This is a genomic window from Novosphingobium sp. BL-A-41-Hi4A-0G (assembly GCF_055521735.1).
In genome coordinates, this window is sequence record NZ_CM145501.1 from 681,320 (window position 1) to 701,939 (window position 20,620).

Here is a 20,620-nt window from a genome sequence, read left to right on the forward strand (position 1 = left end):
TGCCGGAAATGATCCGCAATGATAACGGTGAGCCATGGCTTCTTGTGATACATGCGTCGTCCGCAACCGGGCGATCTGCGCTGGCCTCGACAATCGTGAGATCGAGGCACTGAACGCCATCGGGCGGCGTCGGCAGGTTACGGCGGGTGAACCGCTGATCTGGGAGGATGATGATTCCCTCCTCGTCGCCAATGTCATCGAAGGCGTGCTCAAGCTCACCACCAGCACCGAGGACGGGCGCGAGCAGATCGTTGGCGTGGCCTATCCGTCGGACTTTATCGGCAGGCCCTTTGGCCAGACCAGCAGCGCCAGTGTTGTTGCGCTGACCGATGCGCGGGTCTGCGTGTTCTCGCGCAACGATTTTGATCGCTTCGCCCGCGAACATCCCGAGCTTGAGCACAAGCTGCTTGAACGCACGCTGGCAGAGCTTGATCGCACCCGTTCGTGGATGATGCTGCTTGGTCGCAAGAATGCATCTGAAAAGATCGCCACGTTCCTGCTCGAAATGTCGGACCGGCTGGCCGAAACCGGCTGCACCCCGGCGTTCGGCCCGGCCAAGCGCTTCTCGCTGCCTTTCTCGCGCCAGCAGGTGGCCGACGTGTTGGGCCTGACGATCGAGACGGTCAGCCGCCAGTTCACCAAGCTCAAGAACGAAGGCGTGATCGAGCTGCCATCGCGGCGCGAGGTCGAAATCGTCAATCGAGGGGCGCTGGTGGCTTTGGCGGGGTAATTCGCCAGCCTGAACCTGGAAGCCAAACGAAAAGGCCGGCCCCGCAAGGGACCGGCCTTTCGCTTTCTTGATCCCGTAGGATCAGAACGACTTGCGCACGGTCATCCCGATCTTGCGCGGCGTGCCGACGTTGTAGCCGAGGCGTGCGCGGCCACCGCGTTCGCGGTCGAGCGAGAGCAGCGGCGTCTCGTTGAACAGGTTGTTGGCATAGACCAGCACCGACAGCCCGTTCTCCCAGTTCAGGCCTGCCGAGATGTTGACGAGGTTGTAGCTGGGTAGCTGGTAGGAGCCGAAGTTGTAGGCTCCAGTGCCATTGGCCAGCGTGACCGGATTGAAGAAGATCGAGTTCGAGAACGAACCCGCGCCTGCTTCCTGGTCCGAAGGCTGGGTGAAGCGGTTGCCAACATGCTGGAAGCTGGCATTGGCCGAGAAGTCCATGCCGTTCGAGACTTCCGTGGTGTAACCGGCGGTTGCCGACATCTGGAACTTCGGCACGGTCGGCAGGCGGTTGCCATCACGGATGCCCGCGATGATCGCACCGTTGCCGTCCTTGACGTTGCTGTCGAACTTGGATTCGATCACCGAGCCGTTGACCGCGAGCGAGAAGCCCATGCCAAGTTCGGCCGCCATTTCGACTTCGACACCCGCGGTGTGCGCCTTGGGCACGTTGAACACCACGCGCGAAGAGCAGCTGCCGGCGTCGGCAGTGACCTGAAGGTTGCGAATGTCGTTATAGAACGCAGCCGCATTGAAGGTCACCGGGCCGCTGGCAAGCTTCACGCCCGCTTCGTAGTTCCACAGGCTCTCGTCCTTGTAGTTCGGACGATTGCCGTAGGTCCTGGCGTCAGGTCCGTTGGCTCCGCCCGAGCAGAGCGGAATGTTGAGCGGATCGTTCACGCCGCCAAGGCGGAAGCCCTTCGATGCCTGGATGTTGACCGAAAGATCGCGGCTGGGCTGGTAGCTGACGATGAAGCGCGGGTTGAAGCCGTCGCTCTTGGTCTTGTCGCCGATGTTGCGGTCACCATTGGCGAAGACGCCGCCGGAGATGAAGTCGCGGCTTTCCTTGAAGTCGTAGTAGCGGCCACCGGCGGTCAGCTTGAAATCGCCGGTCTTGTAGCTGGCTTCCCCGAACACCGCGAATTGCTCGATGTCGTAGGGGATGTCGGCATTGTAGGGCGAGTTCAGCGGGAAGCCGTTGGCGGCACCAGCAGAAACGCCAGCACCAAGCGCAGCATCGACGAAGGCGTCATAGCCGGGGGTAGGTAGGCGCTGGGCGTACTTGCGGTCGATCTTGCTGTAGAAGCCGCCGATCACCCACTGGAACGGACCCTTGTCGGTCGAGGCAAGGCGCAGTTCCTGCGTCCAGGTCTTGAGCTTGGTCGCGTCCTTCAGGTTCGACGGCAGGTTGCCGAGCGCGGGTGCCGCACCAAGCCCGGTGATGAACGGCGAAACCGAGACCGAACCGGTGAGCGCCGAAGCGTCACGGCTGACGAGAATGTCGCGGTGGATGTAGGTCGTGACGCTGGTGACGTCGATCGTATCGGCGACCGGCGCCGTGATCGTGAGGTCAGCCAGTGTGGTCTTGTCGCGGAAGCCTTCGCGCAGCTTCAGGTACTGCGTGTTCTCAGGAATGGCTGCGGCACCGGCCAGCGGGCTGTTGTACAGGTTGTAGACGTCGGCGCGGTTGAAGCCGTTGGTCTTGATGTCCTGATAGACGATGCGCGGGGTGATCTTCACGCCTGCAACGGGTTCGAACAGGACGGCAGCGCGCACGCCATAACGTTCGCCATCGTTGATGTTCTTGCCTGCAGCCGGCCCGATCGCGTTGATGAACCCAGCAAAGTGCTCGCCATAGCCGACGACGCGCAGCGCGGCGTTCTCGCCCAGCGGCACGTTGACCGCGCCCTTGGCCGAATAGCCGACATCGCCGCCATCGAGCACGTTCACGTCTGCTGCGACCTGTCCCTCGGTCTGGCCCAGCTTGGGCTGGTTGGTGATGTAGCGGACGGTACCGCCGACCGAACCCGAACCGAACAGCGTGCCCTGCGGCCCGCGCAGCGTTTCGACGCGGTTGAGGTCGAACAGGTCGAAGTCGGGCGTGAACAGCGAGAGCGAGGTGACGGATTCGTCGAGATAGATGCCGACCTGTTCCTTCACGCCGGGCTGGTCGCGGACGATCTGGCCAGCCGAAACGCCGCGCACCGAAACCTGGCTCTGGCCGGGCCCAAGGTTCTGGACGGTGAGGCCAGCGACCGAGCGCGAGATGTCTTCGATCGACGTTGCGCCGGTCTTTTCGATGTCGGCTGCGGTCTGTGCGTTGACCGAGAACGGCACTTCCTGGATCGTCTGCGCGCGCTTGGTGGCGGTGACGACGATCTCGTTGCCGGTACCGGCGTCTTCGGCCTGTGCCTCGTCGGCAGACTGGGCGAGGGCGGGGGTCGCGATCACCAGCGAGGCGACGGACGAAAGCAGAATCCTGCGAATGCGGGCTGGGTTAGCCATTGTTGTATCCTCCCGATATGGTGCAACTTTGGTTGCTGTGGCAACTTGTTTGGAGCCAAGCGCTGGAGTTCCCATGCGACGAAGCGAGGGGCCGAGGCAATCGGGCTCTGCGGTCATGTTGCATGTTTGCGCGAGGCTGTGGCTGTCATGCAACAGCACGCAAAGCTCCAGAAAGTCCGGACTTTGTACGCTCCACAAACGAAAAGTGGCGGGCAGGAAACCAGCGAGGCGATCCCAGAACCTCGTGATTTCCTGCCCGCCGTCCCCGTGTCCGGTACGCGTGGGGGGTGCCGGACTGGAAGGGGATTTGGTCAGAAGCGGTAGGCGAGGCCTGCGCTCAGCACCCACGGATCAAGCGAGTGCTTGGTGGTCAGGACTTCGGTGTTGCCTGCATAGAAATGCGCGGTCGTGTCCTGGAAGTACTTCTTGGCATCAAGTGTGACGCCAAGGCCCTTGTCGTTGACCGGAATGTCCACACCGGCCTGCAGCGCAAAGCCGACCTGGTTCGACATCTTGACCTTGGTCACGCCAAGGCCGGTGATGCTCGAACCCGGCTTCTCGCCGAAGATCAGGAACATCGATGGGCCTGCGCCAACGTAGGGCTTGATCCCGCCGCCGAGCGGCAAGTGATACTTCAGCGTCAGCGTGGCAGGCAGGATCAGCACGTGGTCGACGATATTGGTCGCCGGTGCCAGCGCGCCGGTGCCGCTGACATGGTGCTGGGTGAAGCAGCAGATCGTTTCGGCCGAAATGTTGGGCGTGATGAAGTATTCCACAGCCAGCGTCGGCACGTAATTGTCGTTGGCCTTGGTCTGCGCCCCGGTGGTGAGGGCGAGCGGGTCGTTGTTGACCGCGACGATCTTGCCATCGGGCAGCACCGCAGTGCCGAGCACCTTGACCTGCAGCTTGCCTTCGGCCGAGCCGGCGAGCGCCGGTGCCGGAGCAAGCGCGGCGGCTGCGAATGCCAGGGGCAGGGCGGCGGTAATCAGCTTCTTCATTGCTCTAGTCCTGCACCGCAGATGGCCAGCCCCTCGCTGGCCCCAGATCCTCTGCGGCTCGAACAGCCTGATGCACCGCACCGAATCACGACACATTGACCAAGCGCAAAAATGCGAATTCGCGACCTACGACTAAAGTATGAGACTGATTCTGCGCGATTTGACCCGGATCAATGTTCCTTCCCCGCCATGGGTGCAGCGCGGCATCCACATCACTCATGGAAGGGAAGGCTCCATGGAATTGGCGCTCTCACGCACCGGCCTCTGGCTCGTTGCGCTACTCATCGCCGTCGCCGCCTGCGCTGCAGCGGTCGACACCGGCTTCGCGATCCATATGGGCATCGTGGCACTGGCCTGCATCGTCGGGCTGGTCGTCACATTGCGCGGGGTGGACCTGTCAAAGGCCATCATGGCGCCCGACCAGGGCCGCTACGATGACGATCCGATCCGCTGGGGCGTCATCGCGACCGTGTTCTGGGGCATGGCCGGGTTTCTCGCCGGCCTCTACATCGCTCTGCAACTCGCCCTGCCGGTCCTGAACCTCGGTCTGGAATGGACCGCGTTCGGCCGCCTGCGCCCGCTGCACACCTCCGCGGTCATCTTCGCTTTCGGAGGCAACGCGCTGATCGCCACGTCGTTCTACGTCGTGCAGCGCACTTGCCGGGCGAGGCTGGCCTTCCCCGGCCTCGCCCGTTTCGTGTTCTGGGGATACCAGCTGTTCATCGTGCTTGCCGCAACCGGCTACCTGCTCGGCATCACCCAAGGCAAGGAATACGCCGAGCCCGAATGGTACGTCGACCTGTGGCTCACCATTGTCTGGGTCGCCTACCTCGCGGTCTTTGTCGGCACGATCGTCAGGCGCACAGAGCCGCACATCTACGTGGCGAACTGGTTCTACCTGTCGTTCATCGTCACCGTGGCGATGCTCCACATCGTCAACAACCTGAACTGGCCGGTCAGTTTCGTCGGCAGCCGCAGCTACCCGATCTTCGCAGGCGTGCAGGGTGCGCTGGTGCAGTGGTGGTACGGCCACAACGCGGTCGGCTTCTTCCTCACCGCCGGCTTCCTGGCGATGATGTACTACTTCGTTCCCAAGCAGGCCGAACGGCCGGTCTATTCCTACCGCCTGTCGATCATCCACTTCTGGGCGCTGATCTTCCTCTACATCTGGGCGGGTCCGCACCACCTTCACTACACCGCGCTGCCCGACTGGGCGCAGACGCTGGGCATGGTCTTCTCGGTCATGCTGTGGATGCCGAGCTGGGGCGGCATGATCAACGGGTTGATGACGCTCAACGGCGCCTGGGACAAGGTCCGCACCGATCCGATCATCCGCATGATGGTCATGGCGCTCGCCTTCTACGGCATGAGCACCTTCGAAGGCCCGATGATGTCGATCAAGTCGGTCAACAGCCTGTCGCACTATACCGACTGGACCATCGGCCACGTCCACTCCGGCGCGCTCGGATGGAACGGCATGATCACCTTCGCCTGCGTGTACTACCTCGTCCCGCGTCTGTGGAACCGCGAGCGTCTGTACTCCCTGCGCATGGTGAACTGGCACTTCTGGCTCGCGACTGTGGGCATCGTGTTCTACGCCGCCTCGATGTGGGTGGCAGGCATCACCCAGGGCCTTATGTGGCGCGAATATGGCGCTGACGGCTACCTGGTGAACAGCTTTGCCGAAACCGTCCTTGCGCTGAAGCCGATGTTCTTCCTGCGCGCCTTCGGTGGCCTGCTCTATCTCGCAGGGGCCGTGGTCATGACGATCAACGTCTGGCGCACGATCCTCGGCCACCTGCGCGAGGAAGCCCCGATGCGCGACGCCGCCTTCGATCCCGAAAAGGACCGTCCCGTCATCGCTGCGCCCGTCGCCGCCTGATCCGACGCATCCGGAGAAAATCCCATGACCACAATCGTGGAAAAGCACAAGAAACTGGAGCGCAACGTGACGCTCCTCGGGCTCGCGGCATTCGCTGCGGTGACCGTGGGCGGCATCGTCGAGATCGCGCCGCTGTTCTGGATCGACAACACGATCGAGAAGGTGGACGGCATGCGCCCCTACACCCCGCTCGAGCAGGCCGGACGCGACATCTACGTTCGCGAGGGCTGCTATGTCTGCCACAGCCAGATGATCCGTCCGTTCCGCGACGAGGTCGAACGCTATGGCCACTACAGCCTCGCCGCGGAATCGATGTACGACCATCCGTTCCAGTGGGGTTCGAAGCGCACCGGGCCAGACCTTGCCCGCGTCGGCAACCGCTACTCCGACGAATGGCACGTCCAGCACCTGAAAGACCCGCGCGCCGTGGTGCCGGAGTCGATCATGCCGACCTACGCGCACTTGGCCGAGCATGACCTCGATCAGGGCGACATGACGGCAGAACTGCGCACGCTCTATCAGGTCGGCGTGCCTTACTCGAAGACCGACATCGAGAAGGCCAACGAGGATCTCAAGACCCAGGCCGACCCGAACGCTGACGCGACCGATCTGCTCAAGCGCTACCCCAAGGCGCAGGCGCGTGACTTCGATGGCGATCCAACGCGCCTGACCGAGATGGATGCGCTCGTCGCCTATCTCCAGATGCTCGGCACTCTGGTCGATGTAAACGCGCCTGCCGCGCAAGAGGATCTTGCGAAGGAGAAGGGCCGATGAGCACGCACTCCACCTACGACATGCTGCGGCACTTCGCTGACAGCTGGGGTCTCGTGGTGATGACGGGCATCTTCCTGGGGCTCTGCCTCTGGCCGTTCCGTCCCGGCACCAAGCCGCTGAACCGCGAAGTCGCCAACTCGATCTTCAAGGATGAAGACGATGTCTAAGCAGAGAATTGACGACGCAACCGGCGTCGAAACCGTCGGCCACGAATGGGATGGCATCGAGGAGCTGAACAATCCGCTGCCGCGCTGGTGGCTGTGGTCCTTCTACGCCACGATCGTCTTCGCGATTGGTTACTGCGTGGTCTATCCGGCATGGCCGCTGCTCGACCGGGCAACCGCAGGCACCTTCGGCTGGACCAGCCGTGGCGATCTCGACCACGAGATGAAGGCGGAGGCCTCGCGCCGGGCTGGCCTGCTGGCCGAGCTGGACAAGCGCACCGTCGAGCAGATCGCCGCTGACCCGCGCCTGCGCCGCGCCGCGATCGACGGTGGGCGAGCTGCATTCAAGGTCAACTGCATCCAGTGCCACGGCAACGGTGCGGCTGGGAGCGCAGGCTATCCCAACCTCAACGACGACGACTGGCTATGGGGCGGCGATGTCGCCACGATCCACCAGACGCTTGTTCACGGTGTTCGCCAGCCGGGCGATGACGCAACGCGCATGAGCCAGATGCCGGCTTTCGGGCGCGATGGCATCCTGACCCCGGCGCAGGTGCAGGATGTGGTCAGCCACGTCCGCGTGATCAGCGGGCAGGAGAAGCCGAGCGCCTCCTCGCAGCGCGGTGCGGAAATCTTCGTCGCCAACTGCGTCGCCTGCCACGGTGCCAATGGCGAAGGGAGCCGCGCCGTGGGGGCGCCCAAGCTCGCCGACGCGATCTGGCTTTACGGCGGTGACCGCAAGGCACTGACCCAGACGGTGACGAACGCCCGGTACGGCGTGATGCCTTCGTGGGGCAGCCGCCTCGATCCGGTCACGGTCAAGATGCTGGCCACATACGTCCACTCGCTGGGTGGCGGCGAGGAAGCCCCGGCTCCCGCCGCACCTGACCCCGCGACGACACCTCAGTAACAGGACAACACGGTCATGACTGCGCACGATCCCAAACTCCGCGCGGACCACTCGAACGAAATCGGCCTTTACGAGAAGCGCAAAGGCGTCTTCCCGAAGGCCATCGACGGACCATTCCGCCGCTTCAAGTGGCTGGTCATGGCCGTGTGTCTGCTCATCTATTGGGGTACGCCGTGGATCCGCTGGGACCGCGGGCCCTATGCCCCGGATCAGGCGGTGCTGATTGATCTCGCGCACCGCCGGTTCTTCATGTTCGACATCGAAATCTGGCCGCACGAGTTCTACTTCGTGGCGGGCCTGCTGATCATGGCGGGGATCGGTCTTTTCCTCGTCACCTCGGCGGTGGGCCGCGCGTGGTGCGGGTATGCCTGTCCGCAGACGGTGTGGACCGACCTGTTCCAGCACGTCGACCGCTTTATCGATGGCGATCGCAATGCCCAGCTGCGCCTGCAGAAGGCGCCGTGGACTGCAGCCAAGATCGGTCGCCGCGCGCTCAAGTGGACGATCTACCTCGCCATCAGCTTCGCCACCGGCGGCGCGTGGATCTTCTACTTCGCCGATGCGCCGACGCTCCAATACGATTTCTGGACCGGCGCCGCCGACCCGGTTGCCTACGGCACCACCTTCATCCTGACGATGACGACGTTCATCTTCGGCGGCTTCATGCGCGAGCAGGTCTGCATCTACATGTGCCCCTGGCCGCGCATCCAGACCGCGATGCTCGACGAGAAGAGCCTGATCGTCACCTACAAGGACTGGCGCGGCGAGCCCCGCGGTTCGGTCAAGAGCGCGGTCAAGGCCGCTACTCCATTGGGCGATTGCATCGACTGCATGCAGTGCGTCGCGGTGTGCCCCACCGGCATCGACATCCGCGAAGGGCCACAGATCGGCTGCATCACTTGTGCCTTGTGCATCGACGCCTGCGACAAGGCCATGGCCGACGTTGGCCGCCCGCGCGGACTCATCGATTACTGCACGCTGGTCGATGCCGAGAAGGAGAAGAAGGGCGAGGAGCCGACGCCGGTTTTCAAGACCATGTTCCGGCCGCGCACGCTGATCTACCTCGGGGTCTGGTCAGCCATCGGCGCGGCCATGCTGTTCATGCTCGGCCAGCGCGCACGGCTCGACATCTCCGTCGCCAAGGATCGCAACCCAGAATACGTCACGCTGTCGGACGGCGCCATCCGCAACGCCTACACGCTCAAGCTGCGCAACATGGAAGAGCGCCCGCGCACCTTCCGCGTAGCACTTGATGGCCTCGAAGGTGCGGCGATGTTCACCGACGAAATGGACGCCGCTGCCGCCCGGCGCGACCTGACGTTCCGCGTTCCCGCCGACACCACGCAGCGCCTGCGCATCTATGTCGTCGCCCAGCGCCGTGAGGAAGATGAAGAGCACGGCGAACACCGCGAACACCGCGCCGATCACGAACACGGCGAATTCGCCTTCGTCTTGAGCGCGCCCGATGACGAAGGCGGCATGGACCGCAGCGAAACCACCTTCACCACTCCGGAAGGACACGACGAATGACCCAGATCCGTCGCACCGCTCGCCCGTTCACGGGCAAGCATATCACCTTGATCCTCGTCGGCTTCTTCGGCGTGGTCATCGCGGTCAATGTCCTGATGGCGCGCCTTGCCACGTCGACCTTCGGCGGCGTGGTGGTCGAGAACTCCTATGTCGCGAGCCAGCACTTCAACGGCTGGCTCAAGGAAGCCAGTGCCGAACAGGCCCTTGGCTGGAAGGGCGAAGTCAGCCGCGATGCACAAGGAAGGGCGGCGATCGTCCTGCAGGATAGCAACGGTAAGGCCATCCCCGCAGCCAAGGTCACCGCCATTGCCGAACACCCGTTGGGCCAGCGACCGGAGAAGGACCTCGTCCTGGACGAGGTGGCTCCCGGCACTTATGCTGCCCCGCTCGAAGCGGGTCGCTGGCGCCTGCGCGTTAAGGTTGAAGCAGAAGGCAAAGTCTGGCGCACCGTGGGCGACGTGCTGTGAACGCGCCCGCTCGCCTGCGGGCCGTCCCCGATGAAGCGATCCACACCGTGCTCGCGGTGCCTGGGATGCACTGTGCCGGATGCATGGGCAAAGTCGAGCGAGCATTGGGTGCGCTCGATGGCGTGACCAGCGCTCGCACCAACCTGACCTCGCGCACTGTCGAAGTCGTCCACGCACCATCGGTCGAGATGCCGACACTCGTTGCCACGCTCGCCGCCACCGGTTTCGATGCCCAGCCGCGCGAAATCGAGGCCGAGCCTGTCTCTGCCGTCAAGCCGCTGCTTGCCCCGCTGGGCGTTGCCGCCTTTGCCTGCATGAACGTGATGCTGATGTCGGTCAGCGTCTGGTCGGGCGCGGACGGCACCACGCGCTCGCTGTTCCATTGGGTCTCGGCAATGATCGGCGTGCCCGCCATCGCCTACGCCGGACGTCCGTTCTTCGCTTCGGCGCTGAAGGTGCTGCGCCATGGCCGGACCAACATGGACGTGCCGATCTCGATCGGCGTGACCATCGCCACCGGCCTGTCCTTCTACGAGACGCTGACCGGCGGCGCGGAAGCATGGTTCGACGGCGTGCTCATGCTGCTGATGTTCCTGCTTGCCGGCCGCGTGCTCGACGCGATGATGCGCGACCGCGCCCGTTCGGGCGTCGATGCCCTGCTGCGGCAGGTGGCGACCGGCGCGATAGTTGTCGAGGCCGATGGCGCAACCCGCTGGCTGGATACCAAATCCCTGCGCCCCGGCATGCTCATGCGTGTCGCGGCTGGCGAGCGGCTGGCGGCGGATGGCGAAGTCCTGCGCGGCACCAGTCGCTTCGACCAGTCGCTGCTGACTGGTGAAAGCGCGCCCGTCGAAGCACTGCCCGGAACGCCTGTCCACGCCGGAACGCTCAACGTCGATGCCCCGGTGGACGTTCGCGTCACCGCGATCGGCCAGGACACCGCCCTGTCCGAAATCGCCCGCCTGATGGAGGCGGCAGGCCAGTCGCGCTCCAGGTACGTGCGCATCGCAGACCGCGCCTCGCGGCTCTATGCACCCGCCGTGCACACGCTGGCTGCGCTGACATTCGCCGGATGGATGATCGCGGGTGCCGGGGTCTATCACTCGCTGGTCATCGCCATCGCGGTACTGATCATCACTTGCCCGTGTGCACTTGGCCTTGCCGTGCCAGTGGCACAAGTTGTCGCAGCAGGAGCGCTCCTCAAGAAGGGCGTGCTGGTCAAGGACGGCTCCGCCCTCGAACGCATGGCCGAAGTCAACCGCATCCTCCTCGACAAGACCGGCACGCTCACCCTCGGCCGCCCTGTGCCCGACGAGGTTGCCCTCGTCGCATTGATCGATGCACAGGCCTCCGTGGCCCTTGCTCTCGCCAGCCACAGCCGCCACCCCCTGTCGCTCGGCCTCGTGCAGGCGTTGGGCGCGCGCGGCGTGCGGGCCGCAGCGCTTGAAGACGTGCGCGAGGAAGCAGGGCAGGGCGTAACCGCGCGCTGGAGCGGCATGTCGGTCGCCTTGGGTCGCCCCGCTTCAGCCACCGGCATGGCAACCGCATTGCGCATCCAGGGCGATGCCGTCCGCGTCATCCCCTTCGCCGACCGGCTGCGGCCCGATACCGAAGCCGCGCTTGCCGAACTCAAGGCCCTTGGCGTCGATCCCTCTATCCTGTCCGGCGACTCCATCTCTGCCGTGGCCACCGTTGCCCGCGCCACCGGCCTCACCGCGCAAGCCGCTGCCTCCCCCTCCGACAAACAGGAAGCCCTCCAACGCCTGCAACGCGCTGGGTGGAAGGTGATGATGGCCGGAGACGGTCTGAACGACGGCCCGGCGCTCGCAGCCGCCAACGCTTCCATCGCGCCGGGCTCGGCCAGCGACGTCGGCAGGCAGGCATCGGACATGGTCTTCACCGGTGACTCCCTGCTCGCCATCCCCCGCGCCATCCGCGTCTCGCGCGCGACAATGAAGGTCGTGCGCCAGAACTTCGCACTCGCCATCGGCTACAACGCCCTTGCGGTGCCGCTGGCGATCCTTGGCCACGTCACCCCGCTCATCGCCGCCATTGCCATGTCGACCAGCTCGCTGATCGTCGTGGCCAATTCGCTACGCCTTGGTGGAGAAGCGAAATGAACGGCATCGCCTTCATGCTCCCCATCGCGCTCGGCATGGGCCTGTTCGGGCTCGCGGCCTTCTTCTGGGCCTTGAAGCGAGGGCAGTTCAGCGACCTTGATGGGGCGGCGGCGCGCATCCTGATCGAGGAAGAAGAGGACCGGCCGTGAGCCGTCTGATGCGCCTCCTTGCCCCACTAGCCGTCCTGCAGATGGCCATGCCCGCACCCGGCAACGCCAGCGTGATCATGGTCGCTTCCTGCGGCGGAACCGGCGCGCCCATCCCCTTGCGCATTCCGGCAAAGGACGATGGCGGCAAGAATCTGCCCTGCTGCAAAGTTTGTCATATCTCAATGCGCAAGCGTGCCGCCGCCGATAGCTGTTGCGGGAATGCAGGGGAAGGTGAGGACGAATCCGATGGCTGCTGACGTGATGACCGGCCCTGAAACCTTCGCCGGATGGACCTACTGGCCCGAACTGCTCGAAACGCCGGTCCCGCGCTATACCAGCTACCCCACCGCCGCCGAATTCATCGAAGAAAGCTTCGAGGAACGTCAGCGCAATGCATTGCAGGCCCTGCGCGGCACCGTTTCGCTCTATCTGCACATCCCCTATTGCCAGGAAATCTGCTGGTACTGCGGCTGCAACACCGGTGCCGCCAACAAGAGCCATCGCCTCGCCGCCTACCTTGAGGCACTGCACCACGAGATCGAACTCGTCTCGCGTCTGCTGCACCCCTCGGTCCGCGTTTCACGCATCGCTTTCGGCGGCGGCAGCCCCAACGCGATAAAGCCCACCGATTTCGTCCGGCTGGTTGACCGGCTGACGCTGAATTTTCGCCTCGAAAAGCCCGTGCTCTCTATCGAACTAGACCCGCGCACCCTTGCGCCTGACTGGTTCATGGCCATTCGTGGCATCGGCGTGATCAAGGCGAGCCTCGGCGTCCAGACGCTCGATCCCCGCGTGCAGGAGGCCATCGGCCGCATCCAGCCGCGCGACATGATCGCCCGCGCCACCGAAGGCTTGCGCAAGGCCGGGGTGGATTCGGTCAACTTCGACCTGATGTACGGCCTTCCGTTCCAGACCGACGAAATCCTCAGCCAGACGCTGGACCAGTCCATCGCCATGGGCGCGGATCGCGTCGCGCTGTTCGGATATGCGCACGTGCCGCACATGATCCCGCGTCAGAAGCGCATCGACGCCAGCGAACTGCCCGACCAACGCGCCCGCTTCCGCATGGCAGCGCAGGGCCATGCGCAGCTGGCTTCGGCCGGTTACCAGCCTGTCGGCTTCGATCACTTCGCTCTACCTGAAGACGATCTCGCCATCGCCGCCCGCACGGGAACCCTGCGCCGCAACTTCCAGGGCTTCACCGAGGACCAGTCGCCCACCCTGATCGGCCTTGGTGCATCGTCCATCAGCGAATTCCCCGAATTGTTCGTGCAGACCGAGAAGAACGCCGGGCGCTATCGTATGCTGATCGGGGCCGACCAACTGGCCGGACGCAAGGGCGTGGCGCGCTCGGCGGAGGATCGCCGTTGCGGCACAATCATCACCGATCTGCTCTGCCGGGGCAGTGCCACCATCGACGCCAACCTTCTTGCGGGCAATCGCGACCAGCTTGAACCCTTCATCGCGCGCGGGCTCGCCACCCTCTCCGGCAACGTTCTCACCCTCGCCAGGGCAAGCGAACCCTACGCCCGTTCGATTGCCGCCGTGTTCGATGCCTATCGCTCCGGCGTCCGGCAATTCAGCTCGGCCGTCTGACCGGCCTCCAAGAATAGCTATGCGCCCGCCCTTAGCAGGTGCACAATACGGCTGAGTCGCGTTAAGCCCACCCTCCACCAAGGCCGCGAGAGGGACACGCCATGAAGCCGATCGAAACCATCATGCGTACTGCCCCGGTCATTCCGGTGCTGGTCATCGACAATGTCGACCATGCGCTCCCCATTGCCCGCGCGCTCGTGAAGGGCGGCCTGCGCGTTCTGGAAGTGACCCTGCGTACGCCCGCCGCGCTCGACGTGATCCACGCGATGAAGGCGGTCGAAGGCGCCATCGTCGGCGCTGGCACCGTCACCAACCCCGATGAACTCAAGGCCGCCATCGATGCCGGTGCCGAATTCATCGTCTCGCCGGGCCTCACCGACAACCTCGGCAAGGCTGCCGTTGCTTCGGGCATCCCGTTCCTGCCCGGCACCGCCAGCGCGGCAGACATCATGCGCGGGCTGGACCTTGGCCTGACTCACTTCAAGTTCTTCCCCGCCTCGACCTCTGGCGGCCTGCCCGCACTAAAGGCGTTGGCGGCACCGTTCCACCAGTGCAAATTCTGCCCCACCGGCGGCATTACCGCCGCCACCGCGCCGGAATGGCTGGGTTTCGATCCGGTCCTGTGCGTCGGTGGCAGCTGGGTGGTCGGAAAAGGCACGCCCGATGAAGCAGCAATCGAAGCGGCTGCACGCGAAGCGGTAGCGTTGGGGCAATAAGCGAATACAGGGAATACAGCAGACATGAAGACGGTCGCCAAGCTCAAGGCCAGGTTGCAGAAACTCCATGAGCGGACGGCCGAAACGCCGCTGTTCAACCCTGTCTTCCAGCTTAGCCACGATCTGTCGCGCCTGCTCGAAGGCGGCGATCTTGCGCTCTCCGACATCGACAGCCTGGTCGCCGAACTGGAGTGCGAAGCGCTGCAAAGCCGCGCTGCACGCCTCAAGCGTCTGGTCGCGCCAACCGGTGCGGCCGAAAACCTCGCGCTGATCGAGGCGCTCAACCCCGAAGAGGCGGGCTTCTCCGAATTCCGCCAGCGTTGGGAAAAGCCGCTGCTCCACGCAGTTTTCACTGCGCACCCAACCTTCCTGCTCAGCCCCGCACAGTCCGACGCGGTCGCTGCTGCCGCGCTGGCTGACGATCCGCAGGCCTCGACCGTGTGCACCGTCCCGCACGAGGGCCCGAAGATCACGCTCGATTTCGAGCATATCGAGGTCTGCAACGCGATCCAGCGCGCCGCCAAGGCGCGCGATGCGATCAACGCAACGCTACTCGGTCATGCACGCGAGCGCTGGCCCGGCCGCTGGCTCGATTTCAAGCCGCTGCCATTCCGCTTCGCCACCTGGGTCGGCTACGACATGGACGGCCGTACCGATATCGGCTGGACCACCTCCATCGCCTTCCGCCTGCGCGAAAAGGCGCTGCGCCTTGCGAGCTATGCCGCGTCCCTGCGCGCGATTGACGATGCGCACCCGCTGCTCGCCACGCTTGACGCTGCCCACGCCCATTCGGCTGAGATGGCCGAGCTGTTCTCCGCGCCGCTCGACAGCCCCGAGGAACTGGCCGCTGCCGCCAACCGCCTCAGCGCCGATGATCCCGCCAAGCTGCTCAGCCTCGCTCCGCTGATCGAAGCACTTGAGGCCGAGGCCAAGAAGGCTGACGAGGCCAAGGCGATCCCGCTCGCAACCCTTGCGTCCGCCATGCGCGCTGACGGCCTTGGCATCGGCTGGATCCACTTCCGCGTGAACTCCTCGCAGCTGCTCAACGCGCTGCGCCGCCGGATCGACCCGGAAGGCACGCTCGACCTCGGCAGCAAGAGCGCGCTCTCGCGCCTGCGCGAATTGCTCGCCGATGTGAAGCCGCTGCGCGTCAACTTCGGCGCGCTCGCCATCGAGACCAGCACCGCAATGCGCCAGTTTCTGGTCATGGCGAAGATGCTCCAGCATATCGACGCTGACGCGCCGATCCGCATGCTGATCGCCGAGTGCGAACAGCCGCAGACCGTGCTCGCTGCGCTCTATTTCGCCAAGCTGTTCGGCATCGAAGGCAAGGTCGATGTCTCGCCCCTGTTCGAGACCGAGGCCGCACTGGAACACGGCGGCCGCTTCCTCGAAGCGCTGCTTTCGGAAGAATCCTACCGCAGCTACGCCCGCCTGCGCGGCCGCGTCTCGATCCAGACCGGCTTTTCCGACGCCGGCCGCTTCATGGGCCAGATCCCTGCCGCGCTCGCCATCGAGCGCCTGCAGGGCCGCCTGGCCGAAGCGATGAAGGCCAATGGCCTCACCGACGTTGCCGCGCTGATCTTCAATACCCACGGCGAATCCATGGGCCGCGGCGCGCATCCTTCGGGTTTTGCCGACCGTCTGACCTGGCCGCTCTCGGGCTGGGCCCGTCGCCGCTTTGCCCGCGCCGGGATCACCATCGAACCCGAAGCCAGCTTCCAGGGCGGCGATGGTTACCTGTTCTTCCGCAACGACGAACTTGCCCTCGCCACGCTAACCCGCATTGCCGAGCACGAGGCGCAAGATCAGGACCTGTCGGCCAAGGACCCGTTCTACGACCGCACCGACCTCAGCCTCGATTTCTACCGCTCGATCCGCCGCGTCCAGCGCGAACACCTTGAAAGCGCAACCTATTCCCGCGCGCTGACCGCGTTCGGCCTCGGCCTGCTCAAGGGCACTGGCAGCCGCGTCTCGCGCCGCCAGTCCGATATTGGCGCCGACCGCACGATGAGCTTGCGCCAGATCCGCGCGATCCCGCACAACGCCATTCTCCAGCAGATCGGCTATCCGGTGAACGTCATCGCCGGGGCGGGCACGGCTGCGGGCGAGGAGATGGAATCGGTCGCCGAACTGCTTGGCCGTTCGACCCGCGGCAACCAGCTCGTCCGCCTTCTGCGCGCCGCCAACGGCCTTGCCTCGATCAAGACCGTCGCCGCCCATGGCGAGTTGTTCAACTCGGCCTACTGGGCCAGCCGTCCCTATCGCGGCACCGAGACCGCGCTCGAGAACGCGTGCCTCGCTCTCGCTGATTACCTGACCAAGGACGACAGGGCAGGGGTCTTCCGCCGTCTCGTCTCGCGCTTGCGGGTGGACTGGATGAAGCTCCACCGCCTGCTGTCGCTCGTCCCCGGGCAAAAGGCCGGGCGCGATCCGGCGCAGGACGATGACCGACGGAACATCGGCTTGCTTCAGTCGGTCCGCCTTGCCCTCTTGATGCACATGTTCATCCGCGCGGTACAGGTTCCGCCTTTCGCCCGCTCGAACGACGTCAGCCGCGACGACGTGCTGGAAATGGTCCTGTCACTTCGCGTGGATGATGCGCTGGCCCAGCTGCGCCGCGCCTATCCGGTGATCGAACCCGAAATCACCGATTTCCCGGTGGAAGAGGAGACGGACTATCCGGATCATCGCGGCGAGGACTACGGCGCCATCCGTGCCCGCTTCATCGACCCCATCGAGCGCGCCCACGCCCTCAACATCCGCATCGCGGTGGCCATCGCGAATTACTTCGGTGCGCATGGGTAGTCTGAAAGACTGGAGCCAGAAGGTATGTCATCTGGCTCCTGACAACTGATCCTGAAACAAGGGCCTAATCGCCTTTCTCGTCCTCGTCCGGTTCGGGGTGATCCTCTCCTGCATGGGCCACATCGGCTGGTTCATTGTCCACCGGCTCCAGTTCCGCGCTCTCGTCGGAATGGGGCACGGAGGCCGTCAGCATTACCTCGGGTTGGGGCGTCGGCGGTTGCGGCTTTCCGGGCTGATTGGTGCCCGGCGCCGGCGATTCACCCGTAACCTTCACTTCATTGCTGCCGCTGGCTGCAGTGCTTGAAGGTTTGTCTCCGGTACCAAAGTCTCCGACCTTCTTGAGAAGAGGGACAAGACGCTGCGTGAAGCCCGCAGCAAACGCCATTACCACCAGTCCATGCGGATTGTCGGTAGTAAGCGTCGTCGAGAGTGCCTGACCGCCAATCGTTACATCGATGAGCCTGCCCTTCACCATTGCTATCAGGATCGTACCGGACGCTGCGCCAACGAAAATGCGCAGGACGGCATTGCCGAAGTTCTCCAGATGGGGAGTCACCGTCCAAGCGGTCCTCTCACGGAACTCGACTGCAATGGAGAAGAGCGCACCAATGCCCCCCACGCTCCCGGCAAGCCAGTAGATGGGCGAGACGCTTGTGCTCAGTCCGCCGTGCTCCCGCGTGAAAATGTCGCTGCTGAGCAACGTTGCAAGGCAGATCAGGCCCAGAGTGGCCAGCGCCGCAAATCCCAGATGCACAGTCCGCATTTTTGCAGACCTGGCATCGGCAAGCTCGTTGCGGACATTCGTCAGCATCGTCATCGCGCCGTCGATGTTGCCCTTGATGCCTTCGGCCAATCCGACTGCCAGCTTTGACATGCCGCTCGCAAGCAACATCGAGTTATGTGGCGAAGGATTCATTCGCAGATAGGCGATCAGGTTTTCGATCTCTGCTCGCAAAGGCGCGAGAGGTCTGATCGCATCTCGCTGGTTCACGCCGCTGGCATCGTCATCCGCGAACTGGATCATCACCCGCTCGTTGGTGCAATAGACCGCGAAACGTCCTGAAACCTTGGCGTGAACGGACTCGATCTTCGCCCCGGTGCTGTCCAGCGCACCGACGACGACATCCTTGACCTCGAAATCGGCCATTTGTCTTCTCCTGTCGTTGGGCGCTCAGACCGCCTTGAGGAAAGCGGCGTAGGCATAGCCATCGAGACGGCCATCACCTTCGATGTCCACCTGCAGCCATTCGGGATGCGCATCATCCTTGTGTGTGTAGACCCGCGTATCCGCGGCCAGCACCGTGGCGACGTCGAAATTCGTGCCCGGGCCGTTGCGGAGCCGCAGTCCCGAGCGGGCGTTCACGATGCACAGCTTTCCTCGATCCGCATCGGCAAGGTGCACCGCGACGGGCACCGGCATCTGCTTGTGGCGGAACTGATTGCGTCCTTCGGTAAAGGCCTTGCGCAGCCAGGCCGGGGCGGTCGCGATCTTCCCGCCGTCACCCCAGCACGCTTCGCTGCCATAGCCGACATGGATCGTGAATGGCCCCATGTAGTTCACGCCAGCGCCGATGCCGGTCGCGCCCATTGCCGCCGCCGCGGTTACGAAGCTCTCGAAGATCGCAAGTTCATCCGGACGCTGGAAAGACAGGGCACGCCCATCCTTTTCGAGCATCAGGTCCGCCGCGCGGCCATTGTCGTGGCGGGTAGAGCCCGTCCGGGGTCCTCCCGATCCCTTTGCCGCCTGACCACCAGAAGTCACCCGTACGCGGTCTACGCCTGCAATGGCCCCGGCATTTGACAGCAGTGTGCGCAGTTCTGGTACTATTGGCAGGCTACGAATCTTTCCTTTCGTATCTTCAAGAACATCGACCATCGATTACCCCCTATGTACAGCCCATGTTCGATCCAGAGGAGAATCTTGCCTTGGGAATGACTGCAAGGGCAGAGGTTATGTAATTTTACGTAGCTAACAAATACAATTTGAAACATTTCCTTAAGTAATTGAAATGGATGGCTTACGAAAAGGCGCCGATAACCGGATTGCAAGCCGGAAGGCCATCGCAAATCCGGCGGCGTCGAGTCGCAGAGAACGCGCAAGTAAATCCAATATGGAGTTATTGGGATTGCTGCAGTGTTCTACAGCTATTGTGCTTTCACCCTACGAATGTGCGCCCATGCTTGACCGGCCCGCGCGCCGCGCTGAACACGGCGCCGGCCGAAAGCCTGCTGCCACGCACCACCAGCATCACCTTGTCGCCTGCTTCCAGCGTCACGTCCTCGCCCGGATGCTGGATCGACTGGCCATTTGTCCGGTCGATCTGCACGACGAAGAAAGCGCCATTGCCCCGACGTTCCGCCTCGCCGACGGTCTCGCCGGTCAGCGCCCCGTCCGGCAGCACCTGAACCACTTCAAGATCGAGCCCGAAATCGTGCAGGTTGCGCCGCACCGCGCCTATGCTTTCCAGCGCATTGCCCGTGGCGGGGTAGAGGATCATCTCGACGATCCGCTCTGCCCCGATGTGCGTGGGCATGACTACCCGATCGGCCCCTGCATGGAACAGCTTGTTCTCGGTCGTCGGTGCCTCGCCGCGCGCAATGATTTCAATCGCAGGGTTCAGGTTGCGCGCCGATAACGTGATGAACACGTTGGCCGCATCATCCGGCAAAACGCTTGCCAGCACCTTGGCCCGCGCGATGCCCGCTGCCTTCAGCGTCTCTTCGTGGGTCGCTTCGCCCACCATGCACAGGAACCCTTGCGCCTTGGCATCCTCGGCCTTGGTGTGGTCACGTTCGAGGATCAGGAACGGGCGCTTGGCCTCGGTCATCGCCTTGGCCAGTTGCACGCCGATCCGGCCATAGCCGCAGATGATCACGTGGCCGTCCAGCTTCTCGATTTCGGTCATCATACGATCCAGCCCCATCAGGCGTCGGAATTGAAACAGAGTGAAGACCTGCACCAGCGCGCCGGTCAGCACGATCATGCCGGTGCACCCGAGCATGATCGTCGCGCTCGTCCACCAGCGCAGGAACAGGGTGTCGACCGGGCGGATCTCGCCATAGCCGACCGAGAACACCGTCAGCAGCACCATGTAGGCCGCGTCACCTATCGGCCATCCCGCAAAGACAAAGCCGCAGGTCGAAACCACATAGACCGCAAGGACGAAGATCAGCGTACCCGTCAGCAGCCGCAGTGGCGAGCCGAGCACGGAATTCGCTCCCTGCGTCAGTGCTGATGTATCGCCATCCCGTTCCATCGCGGCCCCTTCGCCCA

18 protein-coding genes are annotated in these 20,620 nt (G+C 64.0%); 13 read left to right on the forward strand and 5 right to left on the reverse strand.

What is annotated here, in order from left to right:
• Positions 1-34 precede the first annotated feature (34 nt).
• A complete protein-coding gene (locus ACZ1JX_RS03480) occupies positions 35-730 on the forward strand; it encodes a Crp/Fnr family transcriptional regulator (protein WP_465125402.1) in 696 nt (231 codons plus the stop codon).
• Between the two features lie 81 nt (positions 731-811).
• Here the strand turns inward: ACZ1JX_RS03480 and ACZ1JX_RS03485 are convergent, their stop codons facing one another.
• Positions 812-3,232, reverse strand: coding sequence for a TonB-dependent receptor (locus ACZ1JX_RS03485; protein ID WP_465125403.1), 2,421 nt, complete (start codon positions 3,230-3,232; stop codon positions 812-814).
• 311 nt (positions 3,233-3,543) lie between these two features.
• Positions 3,544-4,230: an OmpW/AlkL family protein gene (locus tag ACZ1JX_RS03490; protein ID WP_465125404.1), complete on the reverse strand. Its 687-nt coding sequence runs from the start codon at positions 4,228-4,230 to the stop codon at positions 3,544-3,546.
• A 235-nt stretch (positions 4,231-4,465) separates the two neighbouring features.
• Here ACZ1JX_RS03490 and ccoN point away from each other — a divergent pair, with 235 nt between their 5' ends.
• From ccoN to ACZ1JX_RS03550, 12 genes are all read left to right on the forward strand, one after another.
• Positions 4,466-6,112, forward strand: a complete 1,647-nt coding sequence (ccoN, locus tag ACZ1JX_RS03495) for a cytochrome-c oxidase, cbb3-type subunit I (protein ID WP_465125405.1) — start codon at positions 4,466-4,468, stop codon at positions 6,110-6,112.
• Between the two features lie 24 nt (positions 6,113-6,136).
• The gene (ccoO, locus tag ACZ1JX_RS03500; RefSeq protein WP_465125406.1) at positions 6,137-6,886 is read left to right on the forward strand and encodes a cytochrome-c oxidase, cbb3-type subunit II; all 750 of its coding nucleotides are present in this window, start codon (positions 6,137-6,139) and stop codon (positions 6,884-6,886) included.
• On the forward strand, positions 6,883-7,053 hold the full coding sequence (locus ACZ1JX_RS03505) for a cbb3-type cytochrome c oxidase subunit 3 (RefSeq protein ID WP_465125407.1): 171 nt from the start codon (positions 6,883-6,885) through the stop codon (positions 7,051-7,053). The genes ccoO and ACZ1JX_RS03505 overlap by 4 nt, the downstream gene beginning before the upstream one ends.
• Entirely contained in the window at positions 7,046-7,960 is a 915-nt protein-coding gene (ccoP, locus tag ACZ1JX_RS03510; RefSeq protein ID WP_465125408.1) for a cytochrome-c oxidase, cbb3-type subunit III, read from the forward strand. Before ACZ1JX_RS03505 ends, ccoP begins: the two co-directional genes overlap by 8 nt.
• A 15-nt stretch (positions 7,961-7,975) precedes the next feature.
• The gene (gene ccoG / locus ACZ1JX_RS03515; protein ID WP_465125409.1) at positions 7,976-9,490 is read left to right on the forward strand and encodes a cytochrome c oxidase accessory protein CcoG; all 1,515 of its coding nucleotides are present in this window, start codon (positions 7,976-7,978) and stop codon (positions 9,488-9,490) included.
• The gene (locus ACZ1JX_RS03520) at positions 9,487-9,957 is read left to right on the forward strand and encodes a FixH family protein (RefSeq protein WP_465125410.1); all 471 of its coding nucleotides are present in this window, start codon (positions 9,487-9,489) and stop codon (positions 9,955-9,957) included. The genes ccoG and ACZ1JX_RS03520 overlap by 4 nt, the downstream gene beginning before the upstream one ends.
• Positions 9,954-12,077 carry a heavy metal translocating P-type ATPase gene (locus ACZ1JX_RS03525; RefSeq protein WP_465125411.1) on the forward strand — a complete coding sequence of 708 codons (2,124 nt, stop codon included), beginning with the start codon at positions 9,954-9,956 and terminating at the stop codon, positions 12,075-12,077. Before ACZ1JX_RS03520 ends, ACZ1JX_RS03525 begins: the two co-directional genes overlap by 4 nt.
• Positions 12,074-12,226, forward strand: a complete 153-nt coding sequence (gene ccoS, locus ACZ1JX_RS03530) for a cbb3-type cytochrome oxidase assembly protein CcoS (protein ID WP_465125412.1) — start codon at positions 12,074-12,076, stop codon at positions 12,224-12,226. The genes ACZ1JX_RS03525 and ccoS overlap by 4 nt, the downstream gene beginning before the upstream one ends.
• Positions 12,223-12,483: a hypothetical protein gene (locus ACZ1JX_RS03535; RefSeq protein WP_465125413.1), complete on the forward strand. Its 261-nt coding sequence runs from the start codon at positions 12,223-12,225 to the stop codon at positions 12,481-12,483. The genes ccoS and ACZ1JX_RS03535 overlap by 4 nt, the downstream gene beginning before the upstream one ends.
• On the forward strand, positions 12,473-13,822 hold the full coding sequence (gene hemN, locus ACZ1JX_RS03540; RefSeq protein ID WP_465125414.1) for an oxygen-independent coproporphyrinogen III oxidase: 1,350 nt from the start codon (positions 12,473-12,475) through the stop codon (positions 13,820-13,822). Before ACZ1JX_RS03535 ends, hemN begins: the two co-directional genes overlap by 11 nt.
• Positions 13,823-13,923: 101 nt before the next feature.
• Positions 13,924-14,538 carry a bifunctional 4-hydroxy-2-oxoglutarate aldolase/2-dehydro-3-deoxy-phosphogluconate aldolase gene (gene eda / locus ACZ1JX_RS03545; RefSeq protein WP_465125415.1) on the forward strand — a complete coding sequence of 205 codons (615 nt, stop codon included), beginning with the start codon at positions 13,924-13,926 and terminating at the stop codon, positions 14,536-14,538.
• A 24-nt stretch (positions 14,539-14,562) separates the two neighbouring features.
• Positions 14,563-17,346, forward strand: coding sequence for a phosphoenolpyruvate carboxylase (locus ACZ1JX_RS03550; RefSeq protein WP_465125416.1), 2,784 nt, complete (start codon positions 14,563-14,565; stop codon positions 17,344-17,346).
• Between the two features lie 64 nt (positions 17,347-17,410).
• On the opposite strand, the gene ACZ1JX_RS03555 is transcribed toward ACZ1JX_RS03550, so the two are convergent.
• The 3 genes from ACZ1JX_RS03555 to ACZ1JX_RS03565 form a co-directional block, all read right to left on the reverse strand.
• Entirely contained in the window at positions 17,411-18,493 is a 1,083-nt protein-coding gene (locus ACZ1JX_RS03555) for a hypothetical protein (protein WP_465125417.1), read from the reverse strand.
• A gap of 24 nt (positions 18,494-18,517) precedes the next feature.
• The gene (locus ACZ1JX_RS03560) at positions 18,518-19,021 is read right to left on the reverse strand and encodes an SH3 domain-containing protein (protein ID WP_465125418.1); all 504 of its coding nucleotides are present in this window, start codon (positions 19,019-19,021) and stop codon (positions 18,518-18,520) included.
• Between the two features lie 481 nt (positions 19,022-19,502).
• Positions 19,503-20,603: a potassium channel family protein gene (locus tag ACZ1JX_RS03565; RefSeq protein WP_465125419.1), complete on the reverse strand. Its 1,101-nt coding sequence runs from the start codon at positions 20,601-20,603 to the stop codon at positions 19,503-19,505.
• Between the last annotated feature and the right edge of the window lie 17 nt (positions 20,604-20,620).

Excerpts from the sequence above, each read along its gene's own strand:
- ACZ1JX_RS03480 (WP_465125402.1), top strand. The coding sequence starts at position 35 with ATGGCTTCTTGTGATACATGCGTCGTCCGCAACCGGGCGATCTGCGCT.
- ACZ1JX_RS03490 (WP_465125404.1), bottom strand. The coding sequence starts at position 4,230 with ATGAAGAAGCTGATTACCGCCGCCCTGCCCCTGGCATTCGCAGCCGCC.
- hemN (WP_465125414.1), top strand. The coding sequence starts at position 12,473 with ATGGCTGCTGACGTGATGACCGGCCCTGAAACCTTCGCCGGATGGACC.
- ACZ1JX_RS03550 (WP_465125416.1), top strand. The coding sequence starts at position 14,563 with ATGAAGACGGTCGCCAAGCTCAAGGCCAGGTTGCAGAAACTCCATGAG.
- ccoP (WP_465125408.1), top strand. The coding sequence starts at position 7,046 with ATGTCTAAGCAGAGAATTGACGACGCAACCGGCGTCGAAACCGTCGGC.
- ACZ1JX_RS03505 (WP_465125407.1), top strand. The coding sequence starts at position 6,883 with ATGAGCACGCACTCCACCTACGACATGCTGCGGCACTTCGCTGACAGC.
- ACZ1JX_RS03485 (WP_465125403.1), bottom strand. The coding sequence starts at position 3,232 with ATGGCTAACCCAGCCCGCATTCGCAGGATTCTGCTTTCGTCCGTCGCC.
- ACZ1JX_RS03560 (WP_465125418.1), bottom strand. The coding sequence starts at position 19,021 with ATGCTCGAAAAGGATGGGCGTGCCCTGTCTTTCCAGCGTCCGGATGAA.
- ccoG (WP_465125409.1), top strand. The coding sequence starts at position 7,976 with ATGACTGCGCACGATCCCAAACTCCGCGCGGACCACTCGAACGAAATC.
- ACZ1JX_RS03565 (WP_465125419.1), bottom strand. The coding sequence starts at position 20,603 with ATGGAACGGGATGGCGATACATCAGCACTGACGCAGGGAGCGAATTCC.
- eda (WP_465125415.1), top strand. The coding sequence starts at position 13,924 with ATGAAGCCGATCGAAACCATCATGCGTACTGCCCCGGTCATTCCGGTG.
- ACZ1JX_RS03555 (WP_465125417.1), bottom strand. The coding sequence starts at position 18,493 with ATGGCCGATTTCGAGGTCAAGGATGTCGTCGTCGGTGCGCTGGACAGC.
- ccoO (WP_465125406.1), top strand. The coding sequence starts at position 6,137 with ATGACCACAATCGTGGAAAAGCACAAGAAACTGGAGCGCAACGTGACG.
- ccoS (WP_465125412.1), top strand. The coding sequence starts at position 12,074 with ATGAACGGCATCGCCTTCATGCTCCCCATCGCGCTCGGCATGGGCCTG.
- ccoN (WP_465125405.1), top strand. The coding sequence starts at position 4,466 with ATGGAATTGGCGCTCTCACGCACCGGCCTCTGGCTCGTTGCGCTACTC.
- ACZ1JX_RS03520 (WP_465125410.1), top strand. The coding sequence starts at position 9,487 with ATGACCCAGATCCGTCGCACCGCTCGCCCGTTCACGGGCAAGCATATC.